19 protein-coding genes are annotated in these 26,101 nt (G+C 67.5%); 6 read left to right on the forward strand and 13 right to left on the reverse strand.

Annotated features, from left to right (window positions below):
- Positions 1-159: 159 nt before the first annotated feature.
- Genes mutM through OIK44_RS21930 form a run of 5 tightly spaced genes read left to right on the forward strand, consistent with a single transcriptional unit; the run spans position 160 to position 6,531 of the window.
- The gene (mutM, locus tag OIK44_RS21910) at positions 160-993 is read left to right on the forward strand and encodes a bifunctional DNA-formamidopyrimidine glycosylase/DNA-(apurinic or apyrimidinic site) lyase (protein WP_273673903.1); all 834 of its coding nucleotides are present in this window, start codon (positions 160-162) and stop codon (positions 991-993) included.
- Between the two features lie 27 nt (positions 994-1,020).
- On the forward strand, positions 1,021-2,949 hold the full coding sequence (locus OIK44_RS21915) for a dynamin family protein (RefSeq protein ID WP_273674038.1): 1,929 nt from the start codon (positions 1,021-1,023) through the stop codon (positions 2,947-2,949).
- A 10-nt stretch (positions 2,950-2,959) separates the two neighbouring features.
- Positions 2,960-4,126 carry an A/G-specific adenine glycosylase gene (mutY, locus tag OIK44_RS21920; protein ID WP_273673904.1) on the forward strand — a complete coding sequence of 389 codons (1,167 nt, stop codon included), beginning with the start codon at positions 2,960-2,962 and terminating at the stop codon, positions 4,124-4,126.
- On the forward strand, positions 4,127-5,917 hold the full coding sequence (locus OIK44_RS21925; protein WP_273673905.1) for a sensor histidine kinase: 1,791 nt from the start codon (positions 4,127-4,129) through the stop codon (positions 5,915-5,917).
- Positions 5,914-6,531, forward strand: a complete 618-nt coding sequence (locus tag OIK44_RS21930; RefSeq protein ID WP_273673906.1) for a response regulator transcription factor — start codon at positions 5,914-5,916, stop codon at positions 6,529-6,531. Before OIK44_RS21925 ends, OIK44_RS21930 begins: the two co-directional genes overlap by 4 nt.
- A gap of 30 nt (positions 6,532-6,561) precedes the next feature.
- Here the strand turns inward: OIK44_RS21930 and OIK44_RS21935 are convergent, their stop codons facing one another.
- The 12 genes from OIK44_RS21935 to OIK44_RS21990 all read right to left on the reverse strand — a co-directional run bounded on the left by OIK44_RS21935 (position 6,562) and on the right by OIK44_RS21990 (position 22,982).
- A complete protein-coding gene (locus OIK44_RS21935; protein WP_273673907.1) occupies positions 6,562-9,753 on the reverse strand; it encodes a molybdopterin dinucleotide binding domain-containing protein in 3,192 nt (1,063 codons plus the stop codon).
- A 9-nt stretch (positions 9,754-9,762) separates the two neighbouring features.
- The gene (gene nrfD, locus OIK44_RS21940) at positions 9,763-10,890 is read right to left on the reverse strand and encodes an NrfD/PsrC family molybdoenzyme membrane anchor subunit (protein WP_273673908.1); all 1,128 of its coding nucleotides are present in this window, start codon (positions 10,888-10,890) and stop codon (positions 9,763-9,765) included.
- 3 nt (positions 10,891-10,893) lie between these two features.
- Positions 10,894-11,601 (reverse strand): sulfate reduction electron transfer complex DsrMKJOP subunit DsrO, encoded by a 708-nt coding sequence (gene dsrO / locus OIK44_RS21945; protein WP_420213877.1) that lies wholly within the window; start codon positions 11,599-11,601, stop codon positions 10,894-10,896.
- 142 nt (positions 11,602-11,743) lie between these two features.
- On the reverse strand, positions 11,744-12,916 hold the full coding sequence (locus OIK44_RS21950; protein ID WP_273673910.1) for a hypothetical protein: 1,173 nt from the start codon (positions 12,914-12,916) through the stop codon (positions 11,744-11,746).
- A gap of 174 nt (positions 12,917-13,090) precedes the next feature.
- Entirely contained in the window at positions 13,091-14,227 is a 1,137-nt protein-coding gene (locus OIK44_RS21955; protein WP_273673911.1) for a deoxyguanosinetriphosphate triphosphohydrolase, read from the reverse strand.
- A gap of 1 nt (position 14,228) precedes the next feature.
- Positions 14,229-15,845 (reverse strand): bifunctional shikimate kinase/3-dehydroquinate synthase AroKB, encoded by a 1,617-nt coding sequence (gene aroKB / locus OIK44_RS21960; protein ID WP_420213880.1) that lies wholly within the window; start codon positions 15,843-15,845, stop codon positions 14,229-14,231.
- Between the two features lie 108 nt (positions 15,846-15,953).
- The gene (locus OIK44_RS21965) at positions 15,954-17,873 is read right to left on the reverse strand and encodes an Ig-like domain-containing protein (protein WP_273673913.1); all 1,920 of its coding nucleotides are present in this window, start codon (positions 17,871-17,873) and stop codon (positions 15,954-15,956) included.
- A gap of 53 nt (positions 17,874-17,926) precedes the next feature.
- Positions 17,927-20,062, reverse strand: a complete 2,136-nt coding sequence (locus OIK44_RS21970; protein ID WP_273673914.1) for a type IV pilus secretin PilQ — start codon at positions 20,060-20,062, stop codon at positions 17,927-17,929.
- A complete protein-coding gene (locus tag OIK44_RS21975; protein WP_273673923.1) occupies positions 20,059-20,607 on the reverse strand; it encodes a pilus assembly protein PilP in 549 nt (182 codons plus the stop codon). The genes OIK44_RS21970 and OIK44_RS21975 overlap by 4 nt, the downstream gene beginning before the upstream one ends.
- The gene (locus OIK44_RS21980) at positions 20,604-21,263 is read right to left on the reverse strand and encodes a type IV pilus inner membrane component PilO (RefSeq protein WP_273673924.1); all 660 of its coding nucleotides are present in this window, start codon (positions 21,261-21,263) and stop codon (positions 20,604-20,606) included. The genes OIK44_RS21975 and OIK44_RS21980 overlap by 4 nt, the downstream gene beginning before the upstream one ends.
- A gap of 16 nt (positions 21,264-21,279) precedes the next feature.
- Positions 21,280-21,948: a PilN domain-containing protein gene (locus OIK44_RS21985; protein ID WP_273673925.1), complete on the reverse strand. Its 669-nt coding sequence runs from the start codon at positions 21,946-21,948 to the stop codon at positions 21,280-21,282.
- Positions 21,948-22,982 (reverse strand): pilus assembly protein PilM, encoded by a 1,035-nt coding sequence (locus tag OIK44_RS21990; protein ID WP_273674042.1) that lies wholly within the window; start codon positions 22,980-22,982, stop codon positions 21,948-21,950. Before OIK44_RS21990 ends, OIK44_RS21985 begins: the two co-directional genes overlap by 1 nt.
- Before the next feature lie 372 nt (positions 22,983-23,354).
- On the opposite strand from OIK44_RS21990, the gene OIK44_RS21995 reads away from it, so the two are divergent.
- A complete protein-coding gene (locus tag OIK44_RS21995) occupies positions 23,355-25,697 on the forward strand; it encodes a penicillin-binding protein 1A (RefSeq protein ID WP_273673926.1) in 2,343 nt (780 codons plus the stop codon).
- Between the two features lie 53 nt (positions 25,698-25,750).
- On the opposite strand, the gene cyaY is transcribed toward OIK44_RS21995, so the two are convergent.
- The gene (cyaY, locus tag OIK44_RS22000) at positions 25,751-26,080 is read right to left on the reverse strand and encodes an iron donor protein CyaY (RefSeq protein WP_273673927.1); all 330 of its coding nucleotides are present in this window, start codon (positions 26,078-26,080) and stop codon (positions 25,751-25,753) included.
- Positions 26,081-26,101: the final 21 nt, after the last annotated feature.

Here is a 26,101-nt window from a genome sequence, read left to right on the forward strand (position 1 = left end):
TGGCGAAAGCATTTTTCAAAAGGCATTCCTGGCTGTGCGGGCAAAGAATGATTCTACGCCCAACACATCAATTGCGTGTGCGCCCAGTGTAAGGAAATTTATTGCCAGAGCAATGCCCCCCGCCGGCCGCCGGCGTTTTCACCCTCGTTCGAGTCCGCCATGCCAGAATTGCCCGAAGTTGAAGTCACACGGCGCGGTGTCGCGCCCCACCTCGAAGGCCGCGCCGTGCAGGATGTGGTGCTGCGCCGCAGCGGCTTGCGCTGGCCGTTTCCGCCGGACCTGGCGCAGCAGTTGTCCGGCCACACCATCGGCCTGACCGGGCGGCGCGGCAAATACCTGCTGTTGCCGTTCGAGCATGGCACCCTGATCATCCACCTGGGCATGTCGGGCCACCTGCGCGTGCTGCCGCCGCAGACGCTGGCGAACCGGCACGACCATTTCGACCTCGTCGTCGCCGGCGCGCAGGGCCCGCAGGTGTTGCGCATGACGGACCCGCGCCGCTTCGGCGCCGTGCTGTGGCACGACGCCCGCGACGGCGGCGTCGACAACCACCAGTTGTTGCGCGGCCTGGGCGTCGAGCCGCTGGAAGCGGGCTTTTCCGGTCAGTTGCTGTACCAGCAGACGCGCGGGCGCAGCGTCAGCGTCAAGCAGGCGTTGATGGCCGGCGACATCGTCGTCGGCGTCGGCAATATTTACTGCTCGGAGAGCCTGTTCCGCGCCGGCATCAATCCGAAGACGCCGGCCGGGCGCGTCAGCCTGGCCCGCTACGACAAGCTGGCCCAGGCCGTGCGCGAGGTGCTGGCGGCGGCCATCATCCAGGGCGGCAGCACGCTGCGCGACTTTATCGGCGTAAACGGCCAGTCCGGCTATTTCCAGCAGAGCTATTTCGTCTATGATCGGGCAGGTCTGCCCTGCCGCGTCTGCGGCGCCACCGTGCGCCAGATCAAGCAGGGGCAGCGCTCGACTTTTTATTGTGTCAATTGCCAGAAATAAGACCCGCATGGAGGCAAGGTCAGCATGATGCTCAGGGATTTGCAACATTACAGCGCGTGGCGCCGCGGCGTCGTCTCGGCGCTAGAGCAATACCAGGGCTTTGTCGGCGCCGCCGACCTGGCCGACGGCGCCACCGAGCTGCGCATCGCCCGCACCCTGGCCCGCCTGGCCGACGACAAGCTGGCGGTGGCCTTCGTCGCCGAATTTTCGCGCGGCAAATCCGAATTGATCAATGCGATTTTCTTCGCCGACTACGGCCAGCGCATCCTGCCCTCGGCCGCCGGGCGCACGACCATGTGCCCGACCGAATTGCTGTACGACCCGGCCAGCCCGCCGTCGATCCGCCTGCTGCCGATCGAGACGCGGGAGCGCAATCTGTCGACCAGCGACTACCGCGACGACGCCGCCGCCTGGACCGTGCTGCCGCTGAACCTGGAGGTCGGCGGGGCGCTGCAGGAAACCCTGAAGCAGGTCAGCATGAGCAAGCGCGTGACGGTGGCCGAGGCGCAGCGCTACGGCCTGTACGACGCCGACGACCCGGACGCCACCGCGGTGCAGGACGAGCACGGCATGGTCGAGATTTCGCTGTGGCGCCACGCCATCATCAACTTCCCCCACCCGCTGCTCAAGCAGGGCCTGGTGATCCTCGACACGCCCGGCCTGAACGCCATCGGCACCGAGCCGGAGCTGACGCTGAACCTGATCCCGAACGCCCACGCCGTGCTGTTCATCCTGGCCGCCGACACGGGCGTGACGAAGAGCGACATCGAGGTGTGGCGCCAGCACATCGGCGCCGGCGCCGGCCGCCTGGTGGTGCTCAACAAGATAGACAGCATGTGGGACGAGTTGCGCAGCGACGCCGAGGTCGACCAGGACATCGCGCGCCAGCAGGCCGGCGCCGCGCACATGCTGGCCCTGGACGCGCGCCAGGTGTTCCCCGTGTCGGCGCAAAAGGCGCTGGTGGGCAAGATCAACGGCGACGCGGCGCTGCTGGCGAAAAGCCGCCTGGAGGCGCTCGAGCAAGCCCTGTTCAACGAGCTGATTCCGGCCAAGCAGGACATCGTCCGCAAGCAACTGGCCGACGACATGCAGGCCATCGGCGCGGCCCAGCAGGCGCTGGTGGCGGCGCGCATCCGCGGCATCGCCGAGCAGTTGCACGAGCTGAAAAGCCTGCGCGGCAAGAACCAGAGCGTGGTCGCGCACATGATGCGCCGCATCGACGCCGAGAAAAAGGAGTTCGACAGCAGCCTGTTCAAGCTGCAGGCGACGCGCTCCGTGTTCACGCGCCTGTCGACGGAGTTGTACACCAGCCTGGGCATGGACATCGTGCGCGACGATATCGACCAGGTGCGCGAAGAGATGCAGCGCAGCCGCTTTTTCACCGGCGTGCGCGAAGCCGTGCGCCAGTACTTCGAGCGCATCAAGGACAATGTCGCGCAGTCCGAGCGCAAGACGGTGGAAATCACCGAAATGATGGGCGTGATGTACCGCAAATTCTCCAACGAGAACGGCCTGGCGCTGGCGCTGCCGATGCCGTTTTCGCTGCAGCGCCACCGCCAGGAGATCGACGACATCGAGGCCGTCTACCACAAGCAGTTCGGCACGGCGACGCTGATCACGACCAGCCGCGTGGTGCTGATGGAGAAATTCTTCGACACCATCGCCTCGCGCGTGCGCAAGAGCTTCAAGACCGCCAACGACGACGCCGAGGCTTGGCTGAAGGTCATCATGGCGCCGCTGGAGGCGCAGATCCGCCAGCACAAGGAGCAGTTGAAACACCGGCTGGCGTCGATCCAGCGCATCCACGACGCCACCGACAGCCTGGAGCAGAAAATCGACGTCTTCGAAACCAGCCTGGACACCCTGGAGCAGCAGAAAAGCCGCCTCGGCGAACTGGCCGGCGCCATCAGCATCGCCATCAATACACAAATCGTCGCGCTCGACGCGGCCGCATAATAGAGAACACATGACAAGTCCGCTTCACCCGCCGCCGCCCGCACTGGGCGCGGCCAGCAATGCCTCCTTCGCCGATGCGGATTTTTCCGCCACCGTCATCGCCTGGCAGCGGGCCCACGGGCGCCACGCGCTGCCGTGGCAAAACACCCGCGACGCCTATCTGGTCTGGCTCTCCGAAATCATGCTGCAGCAGACCCAGGTCGCCGCCGTGCTGGACTACTACGCCCGCTTCCTGGCGCGCTTCCCGACCCTGCGGACGCTGGCCGAGGCCCCCGTCGAGGACGTGATGGCGCAGTGGAGCGGCCTCGGTTATTACACGCGGGCGCGCAATCTGCACAAGTGCGCCCAGCGCGTGCTGGCCGAATACGACGGCGTGTTCCCCAGCGATCCGCTGCTGCTGGCCGAGCTGCCCGGCATCGGCCGCTCGACGGCGGCGGCGATCGCCGCGTTTTCCGGCGGCGTGCGCGCCGCCATCCTGGACGGCAACGTCAAGCGCGTGTTCGCCCGCGTGTTCGGCATCGCCGCCTATCCGGGCGAGAAAAAGGTCGAACAGGCGCTGTGGCTGCGCGCCGAGGCGCTGCTGCCGCAACAGGGCATCGAGTCGTACACGCAGGGGTTGATGGACCTGGGCGCGACGCTGTGCACGCGCAGCAGCCCGGACTGCCAGCGCTGCCCGCTGCAGCCGCGCTGCGTCGCCTACGCCACGCACCGCGTCAAGGATCTGCCGGTGCGCAAACCGAAAAAAACCAACCCGGAAAAACACGCGACGATGCTGGTCATCATCGACCGCGGCCAGGTGCTGCTGCAGCAGCGCCCCGCCACCGGCATCTGGGGCGGCCTGCTGTCGCTGCCGGAGCTGGACGGGCATATGCCGCTCGACGGGGACGGCGTGCCGCAGCCGGACCACGCCGCCATTGCGCTGGCGGCGGGCCGCTTCGGCGAGGTCGAATCGCAGCAGCGCCTGCTGCCGATCACCCACGTGTTCACCCACTACAAGCTGCACATCGTGCCGTGCCGGATCGCGCTGGCGCGCCGCCTCGACCTGGCCGGCGAGGCCGGCCACGTCTGGCAAGACGGCGCCGGCATCGGCCAGGCGCCGCTGCCGGCGCCGGTCAAGAAGCTGCTGCTGGAACTGTTCGGCGACGCCGCGGCGGCGCAGACGCGCATGGCCTTCTAGATGCGCGCGGCGCGCCGCTTGTCGCGGCTGGCGCTGACGGCGCTGGCGGCCCTGTGCCTGCTGCCGGCGGCGCGCGCGCAGGACGGCGCCGACGCGCCCGTGCGCATCGGCGTGCTGGCCTACAAGGGGCCGGAGGCGGTGCAGCGCGACTGGTCGCGCCTGCGCCTGTGGCTGGAAGCGAGCGTGCCGGGGCGGCGCTTCGTGCTGCTCGATTTCGACCAGGCCGGGCTGACGCGGGCGGCGCGCGAGCGGGCCGTCGATTTCGTCATCACCAGCAGCGGCCACTATGTCGCGCTGGAGCACGCCGCCGGCGCCAGCCGCATCGCCACGCTGGAGTCGCCGTGGGCGGCCTCGCCGCGCCAGTCGATCGGCTCGGCCATCGTGGTGCGCCGCGGCGCCGCCCTCGCCGCCCTGCCCGAGCTGGCCGGCAAGCACGTGCTGGCCGTCGACCCGGACGCGTTCGGCGGCTATCAGATCGCCGCGCGCGAATTGCTGGCGGCCGGCGTCGACCCGGAGCACGACCTGGGCAGGCTGGAATTTTCCGGCTTCCCGACGCAGAAGATCTTGCTGGCCGTGCGCGCCGGCCGGGCCGACGCCGGCATCGTCCGCATCTGCCTGCTGGAACAGATGATACGCAGCGGCGAGCTGGACGCCGCCGACCTGCGCGTGCTGGCCCCCGTTGCCAGCCCCGGCTCGGCATGCCAGAGCTCCTCGCGGCTCTATCCCGACTGGCCCTTCGCGGCGCTGCGCCACACGGCGCCGCAATTGTCCAAGCAAGTGGCGGTGGCGCTGCTGACGATGGCGCGCACGCCGGACGGCTACAGCTGGGCCGTGCCGGGCGACTACCAGGGCGTCGACACGCTGTTCCGCGAGCTGCGCATCGGCCCCTACGCCTACCTGCGCGAGTGGAGCTTCGAAACCGTGCTGCGGCGCTACTGGGGCTTGATGCTGCTGGCGCTGGCCCTGCTGGTGGGCTGGGCCGTGCACACGGTGCGGGTCGAACACCTGGTGGGCCGGCGCACCGGGCAGCTGCGCGCGGCGCAGGAAACCCAGCGGCGCATGGCCGACGAGGCGCAGGCGCGCCAGGCGGCGCTGGACCACACGGCGCGCCTGGCCATCCTCGGCGAAATGGCCAGCGCCATCGCCCACGAACTGAACCAGCCGCTGGCGGCGATCGGCAATTTCGCCCGCGGCATGGCGCGCCGCATCGACGCCGGCAGGATGGAGGCGGCGCCGCTGCTTGAGGGCGCCAACGAGATCGCGGCGCAAAGCGAACGGGCCGGCAACATCATGCGCAATGTCCGCGCGCTGGCGCAAAAAAAGCCGGCCGAGCGGCGCCACCTCGACCTGGCCGCCGTGCTGGAAGACGCCTTCGCCCTGTTCCGCGCCGCCCATCCGCAGGCGCAACTGGCCTGGCGCGGCGCCAGGGCGCCGGCGCCGGTGCTGGCCGACGCGCTGCAAATCCAGCAGGTGACGCTGAATCTGTTGAAGAATGCCCTGGACGCGCAGCGCAGCGCCGGCCGCGCCGAGCAAGCCATCGAGGTCGGCCTGGACGCCGACGCGGGCGCCTGGCGCGTCAGCGTGCGCGACAGCGGTTGCGGCCTCGCGCCCGAGCAGTTTGCGCGCCTGTTCGAACCTTTTTTCACGACCAAGGCGGAGGGTCTGGGACTCGGCCTGTCGCTCAGCAAGAGCATCATCGAAACCTTCGGCGGCACGCTGTCGGCGCGCCCCAACGGCGACGCGGCGGGCCTGACCATCTGCTTCACCCTGCCCAATATGGAACACCCATGAATGAAAGCGACGCCATCCTGTTTGTGGTCGACGACGACGCGGCGATGCGCCGCTCGCTGGCCTATTTGTTCGACTCGGCCGGCTGGCGCGTCGCGGTGTTCGAGTCGGCCCGCGCCTTCCTCGATGGCTACGACGGCCACGCGCCGGGCTGCCTGCTGCTCGACGTGCGCATGCCGCTGATGAGCGGCCTGGAATTGCAGCCGGCGCTGAAGGAGCGCGGCATTACCCTGCCGGTGATTTTCCTCAGCGCCCACGGCGACCTGGGCATGGCGGTGCAGGCGATGAAGAACGGCGCCTGCGATTTCCTCGAAAAACCATGCAAGGATCAGGTGCTGCTGGACGCCGTCACGCGCGCGGTGGCGCGCAGCGTCCGCGAGACGGCCCAGGACGCGCAGGCGCGCGCGGCGCAGGGCGCGCTGGCCGCGCTGACGGCGCGCGAGCGCGAGGTGGCGCAGGCGCTCGCCAGCGGCAAACCGAACAAGGTGATCGCGCGCGAGCTGGACATCAGCGAAAAAACCGTCCAGGTGCACCGCCACAACACCATGGCCAAACTGGGCGTGCACTCGGCGGCCGAGGTGGCGCGCCTGCTGATGGCGGGCGGCCAGCTCGACTAAAAACGGGCTGCCGGCGCCAGCCCGGCTGCCTCAAGCCCGCACTATGCGCGCCGGCAAACCCTGGCGCACGGCGCTGCCCGACACCGGATCGACATAGACGTTGCGGCCGCTGCGGGTCGGGTCGCTCAAGCCCAGGTCGTTGAGGTTGACGCCGGCGGCGATGGCCGCTTCGCCCGGCTGCGTCACGGCGCCGAAGCGGTGCGCCCGCGCGCCCATTTCGCGGTGGCCGAAACCGTGTTCGACGGCGATGACGCCGCGCTGCACGCCATGCCGCACGATCACCGTCGCCTTGGCCCGCCCACCCGGCGTTTCCAGGTAGACGCGGTCGCCGTTTTGCACGCCGAAACGGGCCGCGTCGTCCGCGTGCAGCGCCACCGGATTGTCCGGGTGGATGCCGCGCAGGCGGCGCGCGCCTATGCTGTACGAATTCTGCAGCGGCGATTTATAGCTGATCAGCTGCAGCGGCCAGTCCGCCTCCGGATATTTTCCCCGCACCGGCGTGCCGTCGGCGAACGCGGCCTCGCGCCACGCCGGCGTGCCGGGAAAACGCTTGCCGCTGACGCTGTTGCGGCTGGCGCCCAGGTTCTCGTTGTACACCATCATCGGCTTGGTGTAGCGGTGCGTGGCCCAGTCCGCCGGATACGGCGGCAGCTCCGCCATCGGCGCGGGCGCGGGCGCGGCCGCGGGCGCCGCGCCGGGCGCCGCCTTGGCGGGCGGCGGCGGCAGGCGCACACCGAACATCTCGCCATAGCTTTGATAGCGGCCGCCGCGCGCCAGCATGAAGGCCACCTTGCGCCACTCCTCCGGCTTCAGCGCCGCCTCCAGCAGCGGACGGATGCGCGCCACGCCGGACAGCGCGATGTCGTCGTCGCTGGCCTCCGGCACGGCCGTCTTGCCCTGCCAGGCGATGTTGGCGCCGCCGCGCAGATACCAGTGCTCGGGCCGCTCCAGCGCGCAGGGCACGCCGTCGCTGTCGCTCAGGCCGCCCGGACCGAAGCCGGGCAGTTGCATGGCCTTGGCCAGCGCGATGAAGAAGGTTTCCATGCCTATCGCCTGGCCGTCCGGCAGCTTGGCCGCCTTCGCTTCGACCACGGGCCAGCGCGCCGTGCTCATCTTCACCGCGACGCCGCCCCAGGCGCCGGCCCAGCCCCAGCTCTCGTAGAGCAGCGAGTCCGGCACGAGGTAGTCGGCAAAGGCCGAGCTTTCGTTGATAAAGGGGTCGACGGCGACGATCAGCGGCAGCTTTTTCGGATCGGCCAGGTCGTGCTCGATCTGCGCCCGCAGCCCCGGCACGCCGTACAGCGGATTGCAGCTCCACAGTATCAGCGCCTTCAGGCCGTAGGGGTAGCCGTTCATCGCGCTGGTCAGCCATTCGGTGGCCAGCGCCGGCGCGTTCGGATACCACGGCGCCTGCGCCGGGTAGCCCTTGCCCTGCGCCTTCTTGCGCTTGAACTCGGCGCTTTTCTCATAGGCGACGTTGCGCCCGATCGGCGTGCCGGCCGGCTTGATCTGGCCGGCGAAGCTTTCCAGGTTGTAGCGCGGCCCCGGGCCGGCGTCCTTGAAGCTGCCGCCGTTGATCAGCGTGCCGCCCTTGCGGTTCAGATTGCCGATCAGGGTGTTCAGCATCACCAGCGAATAGGCGTTGTAGAAGCCGCTGCCGGCCATCATGCCGCCATGCGCGTTGACGGCGGCGCGCTTGCCGTGGCTGGTCAGCTCGCGCGCCAGTCCGACGATGACGTCGGCCGGCACGCCGCAGGCCGCAGAGTAGTCGGCCAGCGTGTGCCGGCAAGCCTCCTCGCGCAGCAGCGTCATCGCGCTTTTCAGGCGCAGCGCCTGGCCGCCGACCTGCAGCTCGGCGTCGAAGAACAGCTCGGCCTCGCCCTTGGCCGCCGTGTGCGCCAGCGCTTGCTGCGTGCCCGCGTCGAACACGACATACGGGTCTTGCTCCTGGTAGCGCTCGTCCTCGGGCAATTCCAGGCCCATGTCGGAAGCGCGCAGGTAACGGCCGTCGCGCGGGTGGCCCGGCTGGCTGATGACGAGATGGCTAGCGTTGCACCACGCGGCCTCGCCGGCCGCCTCGGCCACCTGCAAATTCGGCTGCACGAGGAAGCTCCGGTCATAGCGCCGCTCCTCGATGATCCAGCGTATCATCGCCATCGCCAGCGCGCCGTCCGTGCCGGGCTTGATCGGCACCCAGCGGCTGCGGTCGCCCGAGGCGAGGCTGTCGGCGTTCGTCAACACCGGGTCGACAACGACGTAGTTGAACTGGCGCTGGCCCGAGCGGGCCTTGGCCACCAGAGTGCCCTGGCGCTTGAACGGATTGCCGGCGTTGCCGGGCGCGGTGCCGACGAAGAGACAGAATTCGACGTTTTCCAAATCCGCTTTCGCGTGCGGCATTTTCTTCATGTCGCCGAACATCGCCCCCGAGCCGGAACGGTAGGCGCCGCCGCAGTAACTGCCGTGGTTCACCATGTTCAGGCTGCCGTAGGACTGCTTGAAAAAGCGGTCGGCGAAGGCCAGCCGGCCGTCGTCGGTGCTGGCCATCAGGCCGACCTGGTTGACGCGCGGCCCCAGTTCCGGCTGCTGCGGATCGATCGGCGTGTCCAGCTCGCGCAGCGCGCGCAAACCCTGCACCGGCCCTTCGCCGAACAGATTGCCGCCCTCGGTGATTTCCTTCACCAATTGCTCGAAGGCGATGGGCTGCCAGCGGCCGCCGCCGCGCGGGCCGACCCGCTTCATCGGCGCCAGCACGCGGAACGGCGACTCCATCTGTTCCAGCACGGCGTTGCCGCGCCCGCAAGCCGTCGAGCGCCCCGCCAAGCCTTTTTCCTTGAAGCGCGACAGCGCGACGAAGCTGTCGCGCACCGGCGTCTGGTAGGGCAGCGCCGGATCGGCCGACATCGGGCTGTAGGGGTTGCCGGCGACGCGCAGCACCTTGCCGCTCGGCTTGTCGATGCGCACGCGCACGCCGCAAAACGTCGTGCAACCCATGCACATCGTGTAACTGACTTGCTGCTCGGGGTTCACGCTGAGCTTGCCGCTGGCGGGGTCGACGGAGAATTCCGGCTTCAGGGAATTGCCATGCAATTTATTCTGCGGCTGGTCCTTGCCGCGCACGTGGTCGAGCATGCGGCCCGCCGTGGTGGAGAAACTGGCGGCGAAGGCCGTCAGGCCGCCGCCCAGCGCGGCGTTGCGCAAAAAGATGCGACGTTTGTCTTCCATGACTCTCTCCTATTGAATCGCCGGCGCGCCTGCGGCGCCAGCCTTGCCAGATCGGGGGAACGCGGCGGCGCCGGCCCAGGGCAGCCATTCCAGCATCAGTATCAGCAGCACGGTCCACAAGCCCAGCGTGCCGACGATGCCAAGCAAGCCGTCGCTGCCCAGCGGCAGGTGGTAGTCGTACAGGCCGGCGCCGGTCTTGGGAATGGCCTGGCCGCCGATGAAGATGGTCCAGCGCATCATCCAGGCGCTGTGCAGGGCGATCACGCCGTTGAGCAATCCGCTGGAGGCGGGCCGCCACACGGCCAGCGCCATCGGCACGACGGTGGCCAGCACGGCCCAGACGGCGCTCAACTGCCAGGCCGGCAGACCGGCCACCTGGTTGAAGGCGGCGCTGTGCACGGGACTCAGGCCGGACAGGCTGGCGAACAGCCAGCCGCCGCCGAGGATCAGCACGAAGGCCAGCGCCAGCGCCAGCACGCGGTTCAGCACGACTTCAAGCTGGCGGTCGCGGCCGCCGAGGAAGTGGTTGAACAGCAGCGCCAGGCCGATGGCGCCGGTGCCGGCCGTCGCCACGAACTGGGCCGGCAGGAAGGGTGTGTGCCACAGCGGACGGGCGCGCACGACGGCCACTTCCATGCCCGTATACAGGGCCAGCAGCAGGGCACCGGCCAGGGTCGCCAGCGCGGCACCGTTGAGCGCCCAGCGCGGCGCCTGACCGCCCCGCCCCGCCAGACGATACCAGCGCGCACCGCGCCGGCCGGCCGCGCCCCAGGCGGCCAGGTCGGCGCGCAGCGCCAGCCAGGCGTACAGCATCAGGCTGCCCAGGTAGAGCGGGATGAAAAACGATCCCCAGGCCATCCAGGACTGCGGCTGGAAGTGCAGGTAGAAGTGGTAGAAGCGGCCGGGGCCGTGCAAGTCGGCCAGCAGCGCGACCGGCGCCGCCACGCCGCAGGCCAGCGCGGCCAGCAGCGACAGGCGGCCAAGGGCCTCGAACTGTTGGCGGCGGAAGACGAAATACGGCAACGTCAGCATGAAGCTGGCGTAACTCAATCCGATCAAGAAAAAATACTGCACCGCCCACGGCAGCCAGGACGCTTCACGCGTGACGTTGAGCACTTCGGTGATGTGGCTGTCCATGATTTACGCTCCGTGTTTGCTCGGTTGCCACAGCGTCGCCTCGCCTTCGACGCGCCCCTCGAAACGCTCGTCGAGGCCCAGGTAAAACACATGCGGCTGGGTGTCCATTTCCGGTTTCAGCACCTTCACCTCATTGGCGTCGAGCAGGCGCCGCACTTCGCTGTGCGGGTCGTTCAGGTCGCCGAAGATGCGCGCGCCGCCAACGCAGGTTTCGACGCAGGCCGGCAGCAGGCCGACGTCGACGCGGTGGGCGCAGAAGGTGCATTTGTCGGCCTTGCCGGTGTCGTGGTTGATGAAGCGGGCGTCGTAGGGGCAGGCTTGCACGCAGTAGGCACAGCCGACGCAGCGGTCGCCGTCGACGACGACGACGCCATCCTTGCGCTGGAAGGTCGCGCCGACCGGGCAGACAGGAACGCAGGGCGGTTTTTCGCAGTGGTTGCACAGGCGCGGCAGCGTGTAGGTGCCGCAGCGATTGCCTTCGCGCACCTCGTAGGTCGACACGATGGTGCGAAAGCTATTTTCCGGGACGGCGTTTTCCATGATGCAGGAGACGGTGCAGGCTTGGCAGCCTATGCATTTGCGCACGTCGACCACCATCGCCCAGCGCGTTGCGCCTTGCCCGGTGGCGCCGATCGCCGGCGTGGGCGCCAGCGCCGCGCCGACGCTGATGGCCGGCAGGGCGCGCAGGAATTTGCGGCGGGATTCAATCACATGACCTCCTTTGCTATACACGACAGCCTTATTGAAGGCTACATAATAGAAAGAAAGTTTCCCTGCGGATATTGGGTGTTTATGGCGCGGCCTACATGAAGTTGCCAATTTACATCTATTTTGAAATATGCTAGGGCGGCGCCTAATGAACCAGTTTGGCAATGGCGAAGGCGATACCGCTCAGGGTGACGCTTAAGGTGACGGCGGTGGCGATGAACCATTTGATGATGCGCACCTCCATGGCCCCCATCTCCGCCCGGACGGCGCCGAAACCGGCGGCCGTCTCTGTGCGCACGGCGCCCAAACCGGCAACCATTTCTGTCCGAACGGCACCAAATTCCCTCGCCATTTCGGTTCGGACTCCCCCCAGGCCGGCGGCCATCTCAGCCCGCACGGCGCCCAGGCCGGTAAACATCTCTGTCCGCACAGCGCCAATACTGTTAGCCATCTCTGCCCGCATAGCGCCCATGCCGTCGGCCATTTCTGTCCGCATAGCGCCAATGCCGTCGGCCATCTCTGCCCGCACTGCACCAAATCCGCTGGCCATCTCTGCCCGCACTGCGCCGATGCCATCAGCCATCTCTGTCCGCACTGCGCCAAATCCACTGACCATCTCTGCCCGCACAGCGCCAATGCCGTCAGCCATCTCCTTCCGCACTGCGCCAAATCCGCTGGCCATCTCTGTCCGCACGGCGCCGATGCCGTCAGCCATCTCTGTCCGCACTGCGCCAAATCCGCTGACCATCTCTGTCCGCACAGCGCCAATGCCGTCGGCCATCTCTGTCCGCACTGCGCCAAATCCGCTGGCCATCTCTGCCCGCACGGCGCCGATGCCATCAGCCATCTCTGTCCGCACTGCGCCAAATCCGCTGGCCATCTCTGTCCGCACAGCGCCAATGCCGTCGGCCATCTCTGTCCGCACTGCGCCAAATCCGCTGGCCATCTCTGTCCGCACTGCGCCAAATCCGCTGGACATCTCTGTCCGCACTGCACCCAATTCAGTCCCTACGGCGGCAAACTGAATGTCCATATCGACCCGCAGCGCACCTACACTTTGGGCCAGCTCGGCTTTCGTCACGTAGTTCGAGCACATGACCGCCACATCGGATTTCACGGTGGCCAGATCCGATTTCAAGTTGCCGACGTCGGCCTTTATTTCGCCGACATTCGCCTTCAACACCGCCATATCGGACGTCAACACGGCGACGTCCGTCTTCACGGAAGCCATGTCCTTGGCAAGCGCTGTCGTCTGTTCATCCATATTTTCATACTCGTCGTCGGTCCGCCCATTGTCAAGCTGAGCGCGCAACGACAAGCTTGGTCCTTGAGATGTGCGCATGGCGGCAAGGAAATGAATGATGGGGGGCGGGCTGCGCCGCCGACGTCTGATTGTCGCGGGCGCCGCGGCGCGCGGCCTTATGCGTGGGCAAAGCCGGGCGCGCTTCTACCCGCGCCAGCGCGCCGCGTTGACGGGAATCAAACGCCGCCGCTACAGCTCGTCGATGGCGAACAGGCGGCGGTGTTCGCGGATCGCGTAGCGGTCCGTCATGCCGGCGATGTAGTCGGCAATCTGGCGCGCCTGCCGGTCCGGCGCGCCGGCGGCGGCCTGGTAGTCGGGCGGCAGCAGCACCGGCTCGGCCTGGAAGGCGTCGAACAATTCGCGCACGATGCGGCTGGCCTTCACGCGCATCCGGTTCACCTGGTAATGGCGGTACAGATTGGCGTACAGGAAGCGCTTGAGCGCCGTCGCGTCGGCCCGCATCGCATCGGAAAAGCGGATCAGCGGCGGCGCGGCGCGGACGTCGTCGATGTGCTTTGGCGCGGCGGCGAGGATGCGCTCGGTGGACGTGGCGACCAGGTCGGCCGCCAGCGCGCCGATGATGCGGCGCAGCGTTTCATGGACGGCGCGCCGGCCCGCCAGGCCGGGGAAGGCGGCATCGACGGCGCGGCGGTGGCGCGCGAACAGTTCGACCTGCTCCAGTTGCGCCATGGTGATCAGGCCCGAGCGCAGGCCGTCGTCGATGTCGTGGTTGTTGTAGGCGATTTCGTCGGCCAGATTGGTCAGTTGCGCCTCCAGCGAAGGCTGGGTGCGCTCGATGAAGCGCTGGCCCAGCGGCCCCAATTGCTGGGCGTTCGCCAGCGAGCAGTGCTTGAGGATGCCCTCGCGCGTCTCGAACATCAGGTTCAGGCCGTCGAAGGCGCCGTAGTGCTGCTCCAGCTCGTCGACCACGCGCAGACTTTGCAGATTGTGCTCGAAGCCGCCGTGCTCGCGCATGCAGTCGTTCAGCACGTCCTGGCCGACGTGGCCGAAGGGCGTGTGGCCGAGGTCGTGCGCCAGCGCGATCGCCTCGACCAGGTCTTCGTTCAGGCGCAGGCTGCGCGCCAGCGAGCGGCCGATCTGCGCCACCTCAAGGCTGTGCGTCAGGCGCGTGCGGAACAGGTCGCCTTCGTGGTTGAGGAAGACCTGGGTCTTGTATTCGAGGCGGCGGAAGGCCGTCGAGTGGATGATGCGGTCGCGGTCGCGCTGGAACTGGCTGCGCGAGGCCGGCGGGGCCTCGGCGACGCGACGCCCCCGCCCTTGCGCCGAGTGGGCGGCATACGGAGCGAGGAAGTCGGTTTCCGGCATGTCAGACGCCGGCCGCCAGCGTGGCCAGCACCTGCTCGTGCGGCGCCGTGCCGATGCTCGGGCTGCCGAGCGGCTTGAGGAGGATGAACTTGATCGCCCCGCCCTCGTTTTTCTTGTCCACCTCCATCAGTTCGAGCCAGCGCGCCGTGCCCAGGTCGGGCGCCGTCACCGGCAGGCCGGCGGCCGCCACCAGCGCGCGCACGCGCGCCACCGTGGCCGCGTCGACCAGGCCGAGGCGGCACGACAGGTCGGCCGCCATCACCATGCCGCAGCCGACGGCCTCGCCGTGCAACCACTTGCCGTAGCCCATGCCGGCCTCGATCGCGTGGCCGAAGGTGTGGCCGAAATTGAGGATGGCGCGCAGGCCGCCCTCGCGCTCGTCCTGGCGCACCACGTCGGCCTTGATCTCGCATGAGCGCGCGATCGCATACGCCAGCGCGCCCTTGTCGCGCGCCATCAGCTTGCCGATGTTCGCCTCGATCCACTCGAAGAAGGCGGCGTCGATGATGGCGCCGTGCTTGATGACCTCGGCCAGGCCGGCCGACAGCTCGCGCGCCGGCAGCGTTTCCAGCGTCGACGTGTCGGCGACGACGGCGCGCGGCTGGTAGAAGGCGCCTATCATGTTTTTGCCGAGCGGATGGTTGATGCCGGTCTTGCCGCCGACGGAGGAGTCGACCTGGGACAGCAGCGTCGTCGGGATCTGCACGAAGTCGATGCCGCGCATATAGCTGGCCGCCGCATAGCCGGTCAGGTCGCCGATGACGCCGCCGCCGAGCGCCACCAAGGTCGTCTTGCGGTCGCATTTGTGCGCCAGCAGCGTGTCGAAGATCTGCATCAGGCTGGCCCAGTTCTTGTGCTCCTCGCCGTCCGGCAGCACGATGCTGATGACCTCCTTGCCGGCCGCGGCCAGCGCCTGCCGCAGCGGCGCCAGGTACAGCGGCGCCACCGTGGTGTTGCTGACGATGGCGACCTTGCTGCCGCCGATGTGGCGCTGCAGCAGCGCGGCGTCGGCCAGCAGGCCGGGGCCGATGACGATGGGGTAGCTGCGCTCGTCCAGGTCGACGCTTAATAGGATATTGGATTGCTCATTCATCGAAGGCTCGGCTTGGGTGACGCAGTTCGGCGAGGCCGCGCACGCGCGGCTGGCCAGTTGCATCAAAATAGTTTGGACCATCGATTGTACGTTAGGTCGGCCGGTATCGATGACGACGTCGGCCACCTCCATGTAAAAAGGCTCGCGCTGCTCGGCCAGCTCCTCGATGCGTTTGCGCGGATCGGCCGTCTGCAGCAGCGGCCGGCTCTTGTCGTGGCTGGTGCGCGTCATGATGCTGTTGACGTTGGCGCGCAGGTAGATGACGGTGCCGCGCGCCTTCAGGTAGGCGCGGCTGTCGGCGTTCAGGATGGCGCCGCCGCCGGTGGCCATGACGATGCCCTGCTGCAGCGTCAAGTCGCGTATCACGTCGGCCTCGCGGCGGCGGAAACTTTGCTCGCCCTCGATTTCGAAAATCCACGGGATCGACGCGCCCGTGCGGGCCTCGATCTCGTGGTCGGAATCGACGAAGCGCTGCCCCAGCTTGCGGGCGAGGATGCGGCCGATCGTGGTTTTGCCCGCGCCCATCAGGCCGACGATAAAGATATTGTTTTTTAAATTTTCAGCCACTGTGCATCTAACACTCAAAAATCCGATGAACGGCCGGCCCGACGGCCGGCCTCTGCCCGCAGCCCGTTACGGGCAAGTGAACGTTAGTTTAAACGGATAAGGGGTGGCCAGTCCACGCGGCGTTGTGATTACCACATTGAAGGTGCCGACCAAAGGGCCGGTGCACGGTTTCGGTTGCGTTCCGCCTATCGTTACGGTATGTGTCGAGCCCTGGTTGCCGCTGATGACGTTGCCGCTCTGGTCGTCCCCCGCCGGCGAATGGGGGAAGATGTTCGGCACCTTGTCCGGCGCCACGCCGGCGGCCGTGGCGTTGACCAGATTGGCCACGGCGACCGTGGTGTCGACCGGCATCGGGTTGAAGTTCAGGTCGTTGATTTGCAGCGAGAACACCTTCGATTCGTAGGCGCCGACGGAGCCGAGATCCACCTGCGCCCCCGTCAGCGGCGTCGGCGCGCCGTCCAGGTAGACCTTGCTGGCGCTGCTGCCGCTCATGAAGATGGCGATTTTCGAGAACAGCGTGCTGCTGCCGTCGGTCGTGCTGGCGCACACCGTCGCCAGGCCGGCGCGCGTGCTGTCGCTGCTGACGCGGGCGTCGTTGGCGCCGCCGCTGGCGGTGTTGCACGGCGTCGAAGGCGAGTTCGGCGCGTCCGCCACGCGCGGATTCTGGCTGCGGAAGTCCACCGTGCAGCCGCCGTTGACGGTGGTGCAACCGCCCTTGCTGGACGAGCCGACGGCGCCCAGGTTGGTCTGGAACACCACGGGGGCGCCGTCCGGCACCGGGTTGCCCGACGCGTCGGCGAGCAGGATGTTGATCGAGCTGGCCGGCGTCACCGTCCCGCTGTCGTAGGACCAGCCCTCGATGTTGGCCTTGCTCACGCTCAGCGAGAAGGCCTTGATGACGGCCTGGCCGGTGGTGACGACGATGGAGTCGGACTGCGTCGAAATGCCGCCGGCCAGCGTGGCGGTGACCTTGAACGTGGTCGGCTTGGTGCCGGAGTTGACGGTCGTGATGACCTCGCCTTTGGCGTCCGTGTTGTCGCTCGCCTTGTTGAGCGTCACGTCGGGCGAATTGGTCGAAAACGTCACGGCCTGGTTCGCCAGCGGCTGGCTGAAGATGTCGAAGACCTTGAAGGTCAGCGTCGCCGTTTCCGTGCGCAGCAAACCGCCCTGCCCCTTGATGACGATCGACTTGTCGGTCGGCGCCGCCGCGGTGAACTGGACCGAGGCGGCCGCCGGACTGGCGATTTTCAGGCTGGCCGTGCTGCCGGCGCCGGACAGGCCGCTGACGGTGGCGCTGATGGTGTCGTTGTTGCCGCAGCCGAGGTCGCGGAACACGGCCCGCGCCGTGCCATTGCTGGTCGGCACCAGCGCGGCCAGGCTGGCCTTGCCGGCCGTCACGCAGGCGGACGAGAACGCCACATTCAACTGTTCGGTGAATTTGACGCCGCCGCTGAGCACATCCACGGTCACATCCGTCGAGCCGTAGGCGGCGATCTGGCTCAGCGACAGCGACAGCGGCGACAAGGTCAGCGCCGTGGCGCCGACGGCGAAATTGGCGTCGCCCTTGACGGTCGTGCCGGCCAGCGTGGCCGAGGCGGTGACGGTGCCGGCGCCGCTGGCGGCCAGGCTGGCCGGGCGCAGCGTCACCGAGGCGACGCCGCTGGCGTCGCTCAGCGCCGTGCCGGCCGACGGCGAGAACACGCCCAGTTCGGCGTCGGTGGCGAAGGTGACGAGGGCGTTGGCGACGGCCTTGCCGGCGGCATCCTTGACGAGGGCCCTGGCCGTCAGCGGCGCGGCGCTCGTCACCGCATTGGCCGCCTGGCCGCTGGCGTTGACGAAGGACACGGCCACGGTGGCGGCGGCCGTCGTGCCGGTGCCGGGGTTGCCATTGCCCGGCACGGCGCCGGGGTTGCCGCCGCCGCCGCCGCAGGCCAGCAGCAGGGCGGCGCAGGCGGCCAGCGCCAGCCAGCCGGAGAGTGGTTTCACTACACTGTTTCGCGTCGTTCCCATCGTTTCCCCTCGTTCCGAAATGAAATGACTTAAGGCGTAGACAGCCGCTCCGCCACGATTTTCGGCGTGATGAAGACCAGTAACTCGGTCTTGTCGTTGGTCCGGCCCGTGCTGCGGAACAGGTAGCCGAGCACCGGGATGTCGCCCAGCAAGGGCACCTTGGTGGCCGATTCGCGCTCGGACTGCTGGTAGATGCCGCCCAGCACCACCGTGCCGCCGTTCTCGACCATCACCTGCGTCTTGACATGCTTGGTGTCGATGGCGAAACCGGCCCGCGTTTCCTGGCCGACGCTGTCCTTGTTGACGTCCACCTCCAGCACGACATTGCCGTCCGGCGTGATCTGCGGCGTCACCTCCAGGCGCAGATTGGCCTTCTTGAAGGTGATCGACGTGGCGCCGCTGCTGGTGGCCACCTGGTAGGGCAGCTCGATGCCCTGTTCGATCAGGGCGATCACCTTGTCGGCCGTGACCACGCGCGGGCTGGAAATGATCTTGCCCTTGCCGTCGGCCTCCAGCGCCGACAGCTCCAGGTTCAGGAAGCGGTTGGCGGCGGCCGAAAACAGGCTCACGGCCAGGTTGCCGGGCGCGACGCCGTTGATGCCGGCGGCCGGCAGGTTGACGAACTGGGTGTTGTTGTAGGACGAGCCGGTGGCGGCGATCTGCCCCGTGACCTCGCCCACGCCGGTCAGGTTGCCGCCGATGGCGATGCGGTTGTTGCCGCCGCCGATCTGGTAACCGGAGTCGCCGCCGCGCAGGGTGCGCATGTCGGAAAAGCCCAGCTTGGCGCCGAGGTTGCGGCTGAACGCGTCGTTCGCCTCGACGATGCGGGCCTCGATCAGGACTTGCTTGGTGGCCACGTCGGTCTTCTGGATCAGCTTGCGGATATCCTCCAGCTTGGCGGCGATGTCGGTGACGAACAACTGGTTCGTGCGCGGCTCGATGATGGCGCTGCCGCGCTTGGACAGCACGCGGTTCTTGGCGTCGCCGGCGCCGTCCAGGCCGAAGACGGTGCGGAAGGCCTCGGCCTTCTGGTAGTTCAGCTGGAAGATCTCGGAGCGCAGCGGCTCCAGTTCGGCGATCTGCGCGCGCTGTTCCAGTTCGAGCTTCTCCTTCGTCAGCAATTCCTCCTTCGGCGCGATCCACAGCACCGTGCCGTTCTTGCGCATGTCCAGGCCCTTGGCCTGCAGCATGACGTCGAGGGCCTGGTCCCACGGCACCTCGCGCAGGCGCAGCGTCAGATTGCCGCTGACGCTGTCGCTGGTGATGATGTTCAAGCCCGAGATGTCGGCGATCGCCTGCAGCGCCGCGCGCACCTCGACGTTCTGGAAATTGAAGGACAGCTTTTCGCCGCGGTAACCCTGGCTGCCCTGGGTCAGCTTGTTCGGCTCCTCCTTGAGCGGCTTCACGTCGACCACCAGTTGCGTGTCGCTCTGGTAGACGCTCTGCTCCCACAGCCCGCGGGCCTCGATCGTCATGCGCACGTTCTCGCCCTGCGGCACGGTGGTGATGCGCGACACCGGCGTGCCGAAATCGCTGACGTCGAGGCGCCGCCTCAGCGTCTCCGGCAAGCCCGTCTTGAGGAAGTCGACGACCACGTTGGCGCCCTGCTGGCGCACGTCGACGGCCACCTGGCTGTGCGGCAGGTCGACGACGACGCGGCCCTCGCCGTTGGCGCCGCGGCGGAAATCGAGTTCGCGCAGCAACTGGCGCGTGCCCGGCGCCGGCGCGGCGGCCGGCGCGGCCGGCAGGCCGGCCGCGTTGACGGCCGTGGCCACGCCGCCCGATCCCTCGATGGTGACGATGACGGCGTTGCCGTCGAGCGCGGTGGCATAGTTCAGCGCCCGCTTCAGGTTGAGCACCAGGCGCGAACGCTGGCCCGCCTGCACCACGTTAATGCTGCGCAAGTCGCCGACATTCAGTTCCAGCGCGCTGCTGCCGGTGGCGTTGGCGGTGGCGCCGAAATCGAGCGCGATGCGCGCCGGATTGCTGATCGAAAAACCGATCGGCAGGCGCGCCGGCGGCGCCCGCAGCGCCACCTTGACGACCACGTTCGCCCCCTGCTGGTTGGCGCTGATCGACTCGATCGCATTTTCCTGCGCGCGCGCGGCGCCGGCCAGCGCCAGCAGGGCCAGCGCGGCGGCCATGGACAGTCTGTATGGACTCATTTTTTTGTCTCCTTGCTGTCCTGCAACTCCAACTTCGTCATGCGCTCGACCCAGTCGCCGCCCGCATCCTGGACGATTTCCTTGATCGCCACCGCATCCTCGGTGACACTGGTGATCAGGCCGAAATTCTGGCCCAGGTGCTGCCCCGCCTGGACCTGGTGGACGGCGCGGTCGATCTGCAGCAAGGCGTAGACGACGCTGCCTTTCTGCAGCGTGCCGACCATCTTGACCGTGTCCAGGGGATAACTTTCCAGCAATTCCTTGCGCCGCTCCAGGTCCGGCTTGAAGGCGCCGCTGCTGCGCGCCGCCCGGGCCAGCTCGGCCAGCAGCTTGTTCGGGCTGAACGGGTCGACCGCGTCCTTGGCCTCGTAGGCGAAGGGGATGAAGGTCTTCGGCTCGCTCAGCGGCGGCACCACGACGCGGGTCTGCGCCTTCACCTCGGCCATCCAGCGCCGCACCTCCTGCACGTCGCTGTCGCCGCAGCCGCCCAGGGCCAGCGCCAGGGCCAGCGCGGCGGCCGCCCTGTGCCGCGCGGCGGCGCTCATTTCCGCCCCTTGTTCTTCTTCTCGGCCTGCGCCTTGCGCTGGGCGATCACCTCGTCCGGGTCGAGGTAGCGGAAAGTCTTGGCGACGGCGTCCAGCGTCAAATTGCCGTCCTTGCCCGCGCTCAAGGCCATATTGTTGAGCGTGACGATGCGCGGCAGATTCGCCATGTCGCCGGCGAACGCGCCCAGGTCGTGGTAGCTGCCGCTGACCTTGATGTCGATCGGCAATTCGGCGTAATACTCCTTGACCACCACCTGGCCCGGCTTGAACAGTTCGAACTGCAAGCCGCGGCCCAGGCCGGCCTGGTTGATGTCGGACAGCAGCGCCGCCATCTCCGCCTTGCTGGGCAACTGCTTTTGCAGCCGTTCCACGTAATGGTCGACCTGCACCTTTTGCGCGCGCAGCGCGTCCAGGTTGATCGCCCGCCCCACCTTGATCGTGTATTCCTCGCGCAGCGCCACCTCGCGGGCGGCGCCCGCCTGCTGCTCCTCGAACTGGCCGCTCCAATAGCCGAAATAGCCCAGCGCCACCACGGCCGCCGCCGCGCCGGCGCCGCACAGCAGGCGCGGCGCCAGCGGCCACTGGCCGGGATGGCGCGCGTTCAGGCCGTGGAATTGCGCCGCCAGCGCTTGCGCTGCATGTTTCAGGTTGGCCATCTCGCTCGCTCCGATCTCAGCTTGGGGGCGCCGCGGCGCCCGCGCCGGCCTGCGCCGGCTTGCCGCCCGGGCCGGCGCGGTCCTTGTCCACTCTCTCCTGTCCCTTCTCCTGTGCCTGCTCCTTGTCGCGCGGCCGCTTGATACCGACGAATAAATTAAATTCCACCACCTTCTTCGCGCTGCGGCCCTGCCCCAGCCCCGTCGAGCGCACCTCGACCAGCTCGGGCCGCTCCAACCACGGCGAACGCCCGGCCAGATTGCGCAACAATTCCGACACCCGCTCCTGCGACTGCGCGTAGCCGTTCATGTTGACGCGCTGGCCGTCCTGCTTGAACGCGCGCAGGTAGACGCCCTCCGGCGTCTGCTTGACCAGCTCGTCCATCAGAAACACCGGCTGGTTGCGGTCGCCCTGCAAGTCCTCGACGGCCTGCTGGCGCGCCTTCAGCGCCTCGATTTCCTGCTTCAGCGTGGCGATCTCGGCGATCTTCTTGTCGAGCACGGCGATCTCCGCCGCAATGACGCCGTTGCGCTCGTTCTGGATGGCGATGCGGCGCGCGTTGTAGCCGGCCACGGCCAGCACCACGGCGGCGCCGGCGACCGCGCACAAGGTCAGCAGCGCCAGGAAGGCGGCGTGCTTCTGTTTGCGCTTTTCCTCGCGGTGCGGCAGCAGATTGATGCGTATCATCAGCCAAACCTCCGCAAGGCCAGGCCGCAGGCCACCAGATAGGCCGGCGCGTCGTTGCGCAACTGCGCCTCGCGCACGCCCGCCGCCAATTGCATGCCCTGGAAAGGCGACAGCACGGCGGCGGCGATCTTGGTGCGCCCGGCGATCATCTCCAGCAGGCCGGGCAACTGGGCGCAGCCGCCGGCCAGGAACAGCTGGTCGACGCGGGTATAGGGGGTGGACGTGAAAAAGAACTGGATCGCCCGCGTCACCTCCAGCGCGGCGCTCTCAAGGAAGGGGGCGAGAATCTCGGCCGCATAATTGTCCGGCAGCTCGCCGGCCTTCTTGCGCGCCTCGGCCTCGTCGAAGGGCAGGCCGAAGGCGCGCACGATGTCCTGGGTCAGCTGGTTGCCGCCGAAGGGCTGCTCGCGCTCATAGATGGTGACGCCGTCCAGCAGCACGGAAATATGGGTGACCTGGGCGCCGATCTGGAACAGCGCCACCACCTGGCCCAGCGTGCTCTTCGGCGTCAGCGCCGTGACCCGGTCCAGCGCCGCGCGCGCCGCATACGATTCGATGTCCATGACGACCGCCTTCAGGCCGGCCGCCTCGGCGATGGCGACGCGGTCCTCGACCTTTTCGCGGCGCGACGCCGCCAGCATGACCTCGATGTCCTCGGGCGAATTCTGGGCCGGCCCCAGCACGTCGAAATCCAGGCTGACCTCGTCGAGGGCGAAGGGAATGTACTGGCTGGCCTCGGACTCGACCTGGACCTCCAGCTGGTCCTCGGAAAGGCCGGCCGGCAAAATGATTTTCTTCGTGATCACCGAGGCCGGCGGCATGCCCAGCGCCACCAGGCGGGCCCGCGTGCCGCTCTTTTTCCACACGCGGCGCAGCGCGTCGGAGACTTGCTCGATGTTTTCGATATTGCCGTCGACCACGGCGCCGCGCGGCAGCGGCTCGGCCGCGTAGCGCTCCAGCCGCAAGTCCTGCTTGCCGGCCAGCGACAATTCCACCAGACGCACGCCGGAGGTGCTGATGTCGATGCCCAGCATGGGGCCGCGCGCCTGAGCGAACAAATTTTTGATAGAGATCAAGGCCGTCCTCCCCCGCGCCGCGCCGCGCGATCGCTTACGCTGCCGCTATTGTGTTTCCGGTCACACATTGAAACTCTGGGCATAAGGGGACTCGTTCGCAAAGCTGCGTTTAAACGGCACACATCGGACTGTGCTTTAAATCCTAGCAATAAGGCTTGGTGCATGTAAAGGTATTTCTATTGCGCATGATTCGAAGCGTGGCCGTATCCGCCACACTGTGCGCCGGCCGGCGCGGCGCCACTTGTCCGCCGCCGCAGCGCTTGGCGCGCCGCAGGCCCGGCACCTCGCTTATAATTGATTCGCATAACTACAGCGAAAGACTCGACGCGCATGACCTCTTCCAAATCCGCCGGCGCGCCCGCCCCCCAGCCCGCCGCCGGCAGCAAGTCCAAACGTTTCCTCCTGATGTCCCTCGTCTCCCTGTTCGGGCTGGGGCTGGTCGCCGTGCTGCTGGTGGTCTTCGGCCTGGCGATGGCCTACCCGAACCTGCCGGCGCTCGACACGCTGACCGATTACAGGCCGAAGATGCCGCTGCGGATTTTCTCGTCCGACAACGTGCTCATCGGCGAATTCGGCGAAGAGCGGCGCAACCTCGTGCACATCAAGGACATTCCCGACGTCATGAAAAAAGCCGTGCTGGCGATCGAGGACGACCGCTTCTACGAGCATGGCGGCGTCGACTACCTGGGCATCACGCGCGCCGCGCTGCACAACCTGACGGGCGGCGCGAAACAGGGCGCCTCGACCATCACCCAGCAGGTCGCGCGCAATTTCTTCCTGTCGAGCGAGCAAACCCTGAAGCGCAAAGCCTATGAGGTCTTGCTGGCATGGAAAATCGAACAGAACCTCAGCAAGGACCAGATCCTTGAGGTGTATATGAACCAGATTTACCTGGGCCAGCGCGCCTACGGTTTCTCCTCGGCCGCGCAAATCTACTTCGGCAAGAGCCTCAAGGAAATCAGCGTGGCCGAGGCGGCCATGCTGGCCGGCCTGCCGAAGGCGCCGTCGGCCTACAACCCGGTGGTGAACCCGAAGCGGGCGCGCACGCGCCAGCAATACATCCTGCAACGCATGCACCAGCTCGGCTACATCAGCGACGCCCAGTTCGAGGAAGCCCGTGCCGAGCAGCTCAAGGTCAAGACCGACAGCAGCGAATTCGGCGTGCATGCCGAATACGTCGCCGAAATGGCCCGCCAGCTGGTCTACGAGCAATTCAAGGAAGACACCTACACGCGCGGCCTGAACGTCTTCACCACCATCACCAAGGCCGACCAGGACGCCGCCTACCTGGCGCTGCGCCGCGGCGTGATGGACTATGAAAAACGCCACGGCTACCGCGGCCCGGAAGCGTATATCGACATCCCGCAGCGCAAGGAAGAGGCCGACGACGCCATCGAAACGGAGCTGGCCGACCACCCGGACAGCGACGACATCATCGCCGCGATGGTGCTGCAAGCCTCGCCGCAGAAAATCGTCGCCGTCACGGCGGCCGGCGAGGAAATCAGCATCAGCGGCCCGGGCCTGAGCTTCGGCGCGGCCTGGTTGTCGGAGAAGGCGGCGCCGAACCGGCGCATCCGCCGCGGCGCCGTGATCCGCGTCATGCAGGAGGGCAACGCCTGGACCGTCACGCAGATGCCGGAAGTCGAGTCGGCCTTCGTCTCGGCCAGCACCAGCGACGGCGCGATCCGCGCGATGGTGGGCGGCTTCGACTTCAACCGCAACAAGTTCAACCACGTCACGCAAGCCTGGCGCCAGCCCGGCTCGGCCTTCAAGCCCTTCATCTACTCGGCCTCGCTGGAGCGCGGCCTGTCGCCCGCCACCATCATCAACGACGCGCCGATTTCCTTCGACGCCGGCCAGACGGGCGGCCAGGCCTGGGAACCGAAGAACTACGATAGCAAGTACGAAGGTCCGATGACGATGCGGCGCGGCCTGACCAAGTCGAAGAACATGATCTCGATCCGCATCCTGAACAAGATAGGCGCCAAGTACGGCCAGGAATACGCGACCCGCTTCGGCTTCGACGCCGAAAAGAACCCGCCCTACCTGACGCTGGCGCTGGGCGCCGGCTCGGTGACGCCGCTGCAGATGGCCGGCGCCTACGCCGTGTTCGCCAACGGCGGCTACAAGGTCAACCCTTACCTGATCGCCAAGGTCACCGACAGCGAGGGCAAGGTGCTGTCGCAGGCCAACCCGGACCTGGCCGGCGTCGCGGCCAACCGCGTCATCGACGAACGCAACGCCTTCATCATGAACAGCATGATGAACGACGTCGTGCGTTTCGGCACCGCCGCGAAGGCGATGGCGCTGAAGCGCTCCGACCTGTCGGGCAAGACCGGCACCACCAACGACTCGATCGACGCCTGGTTCGCCGGCTACCAGGCGAAGCTGGTGGGCATTGCGTGGATAGGCTACGACCAGCCGAAGAACCTCGGCAACCGCGAGACGGGCGGCGGCCTGGCCCTGCCGATCTGGATGAGTTATATGCAGAAGGCGCTGAAAAGCATCCCGATCGAGGAGCGCGCCGTTCCGGACGGCGTGATCCAGTCCGGCGACGACTACTATTACGCGGAGAATCCGCCGGGCACGGCCGTGCACAGCCTGGAGGGGGCGGCGCGCGGCACGCCGGCCGAGGAGAAGGCCAAGGACGCCGTCAAGAACGAGCTGTTCTGACGGCGCGGGCGGCGCAGCGGGAACCTAGCCCGGCGCGCCGCCTTGTGTGCGGTTCAGGCCAGGGTCACGGCCACGCCGGCCTGGGCGCTGGCCAGGCCGGACAGCGCGGCGAACAACTCCGAGCCGTCGCGCGAGTCGATCCACTGGGCGCCGACGCGGTTGTAGTGGAAACCGCCCGCTTTCGCCGCCACCCACAGTTGCTGCATCGGCGCCTGGCTATTGACGATGATTTTCGAACCATTGTCGATAAACTCGATTTCCAGCACATTGCCGCTGCGGCTGCATTCGACATCGAGGACATCCTCGTCGTTCAGCCTATCCAGCGCGGCCTCGATCGCCGTCAGGGTCGCTTCCGCCAAGGCCAGGAATTCTGATTCGCTCATGCTACACTCCAAGATCTTTTA

This window comes from Janthinobacterium fluminis (genome assembly GCF_028595325.1).
GTDB classification, from domain to species: Bacteria; Pseudomonadota; Gammaproteobacteria; order Burkholderiales; family Burkholderiaceae_D; genus Janthinobacterium; species Janthinobacterium fluminis.

Coding starts and splice junctions, on each gene's coding strand:
- OIK44_RS21925 (WP_273673905.1), top strand. CDS start 4,127: ATGCGCGCGGCGCGCCGCTTGTCGCGGCTGGCGCTGACGGCGCTGGCG.
- OIK44_RS21990 (WP_273674042.1), bottom strand. CDS start 22,982: ATGCTGGGCATCGACATCAGCACCTCCGGCGTGCGTCTGGTGGAATTG.
- OIK44_RS21930 (WP_273673906.1), top strand. CDS start 5,914: ATGAATGAAAGCGACGCCATCCTGTTTGTGGTCGACGACGACGCGGCG.
- OIK44_RS21995 (WP_273673926.1), top strand. CDS start 23,355: ATGACCTCTTCCAAATCCGCCGGCGCGCCCGCCCCCCAGCCCGCCGCC.
- OIK44_RS21915 (WP_273674038.1), top strand. CDS start 1,021: ATGCTCAGGGATTTGCAACATTACAGCGCGTGGCGCCGCGGCGTCGTC.
- OIK44_RS21985 (WP_273673925.1), bottom strand. CDS start 21,948: ATGATACGCATCAATCTGCTGCCGCACCGCGAGGAAAAGCGCAAACAG.
- OIK44_RS21955 (WP_273673911.1), bottom strand. CDS start 14,227: ATGCCGGAAACCGACTTCCTCGCTCCGTATGCCGCCCACTCGGCGCAA.
- mutM (WP_273673903.1), top strand. CDS start 160: ATGCCAGAATTGCCCGAAGTTGAAGTCACACGGCGCGGTGTCGCGCCC.
- OIK44_RS21975 (WP_273673923.1), bottom strand. CDS start 20,607: ATGAGCGCCGCCGCGCGGCACAGGGCGGCCGCCGCGCTGGCCCTGGCG.
- OIK44_RS21970 (WP_273673914.1), bottom strand. CDS start 20,062: ATGAGTCCATACAGACTGTCCATGGCCGCCGCGCTGGCCCTGCTGGCG.
- nrfD (WP_273673908.1), bottom strand. CDS start 10,890: ATGGACAGCCACATCACCGAAGTGCTCAACGTCACGCGTGAAGCGTCC.
- OIK44_RS21935 (WP_273673907.1), bottom strand. CDS start 9,753: ATGGAAGACAAACGTCGCATCTTTTTGCGCAACGCCGCGCTGGGCGGC.
- OIK44_RS21980 (WP_273673924.1), bottom strand. CDS start 21,263: ATGGCCAACCTGAAACATGCAGCGCAAGCGCTGGCGGCGCAATTCCAC.
- mutY (WP_273673904.1), top strand. CDS start 2,960: ATGACAAGTCCGCTTCACCCGCCGCCGCCCGCACTGGGCGCGGCCAGC.
- cyaY (WP_273673927.1), bottom strand. CDS start 26,080: ATGAGCGAATCAGAATTCCTGGCCTTGGCGGAAGCGACCCTGACGGCG.
- aroKB (WP_420213880.1), bottom strand. CDS start 15,845: ATGGGCGCGGGCAAAACCACGATCGGCCGCATCCTCGCCCGCAAGCTG.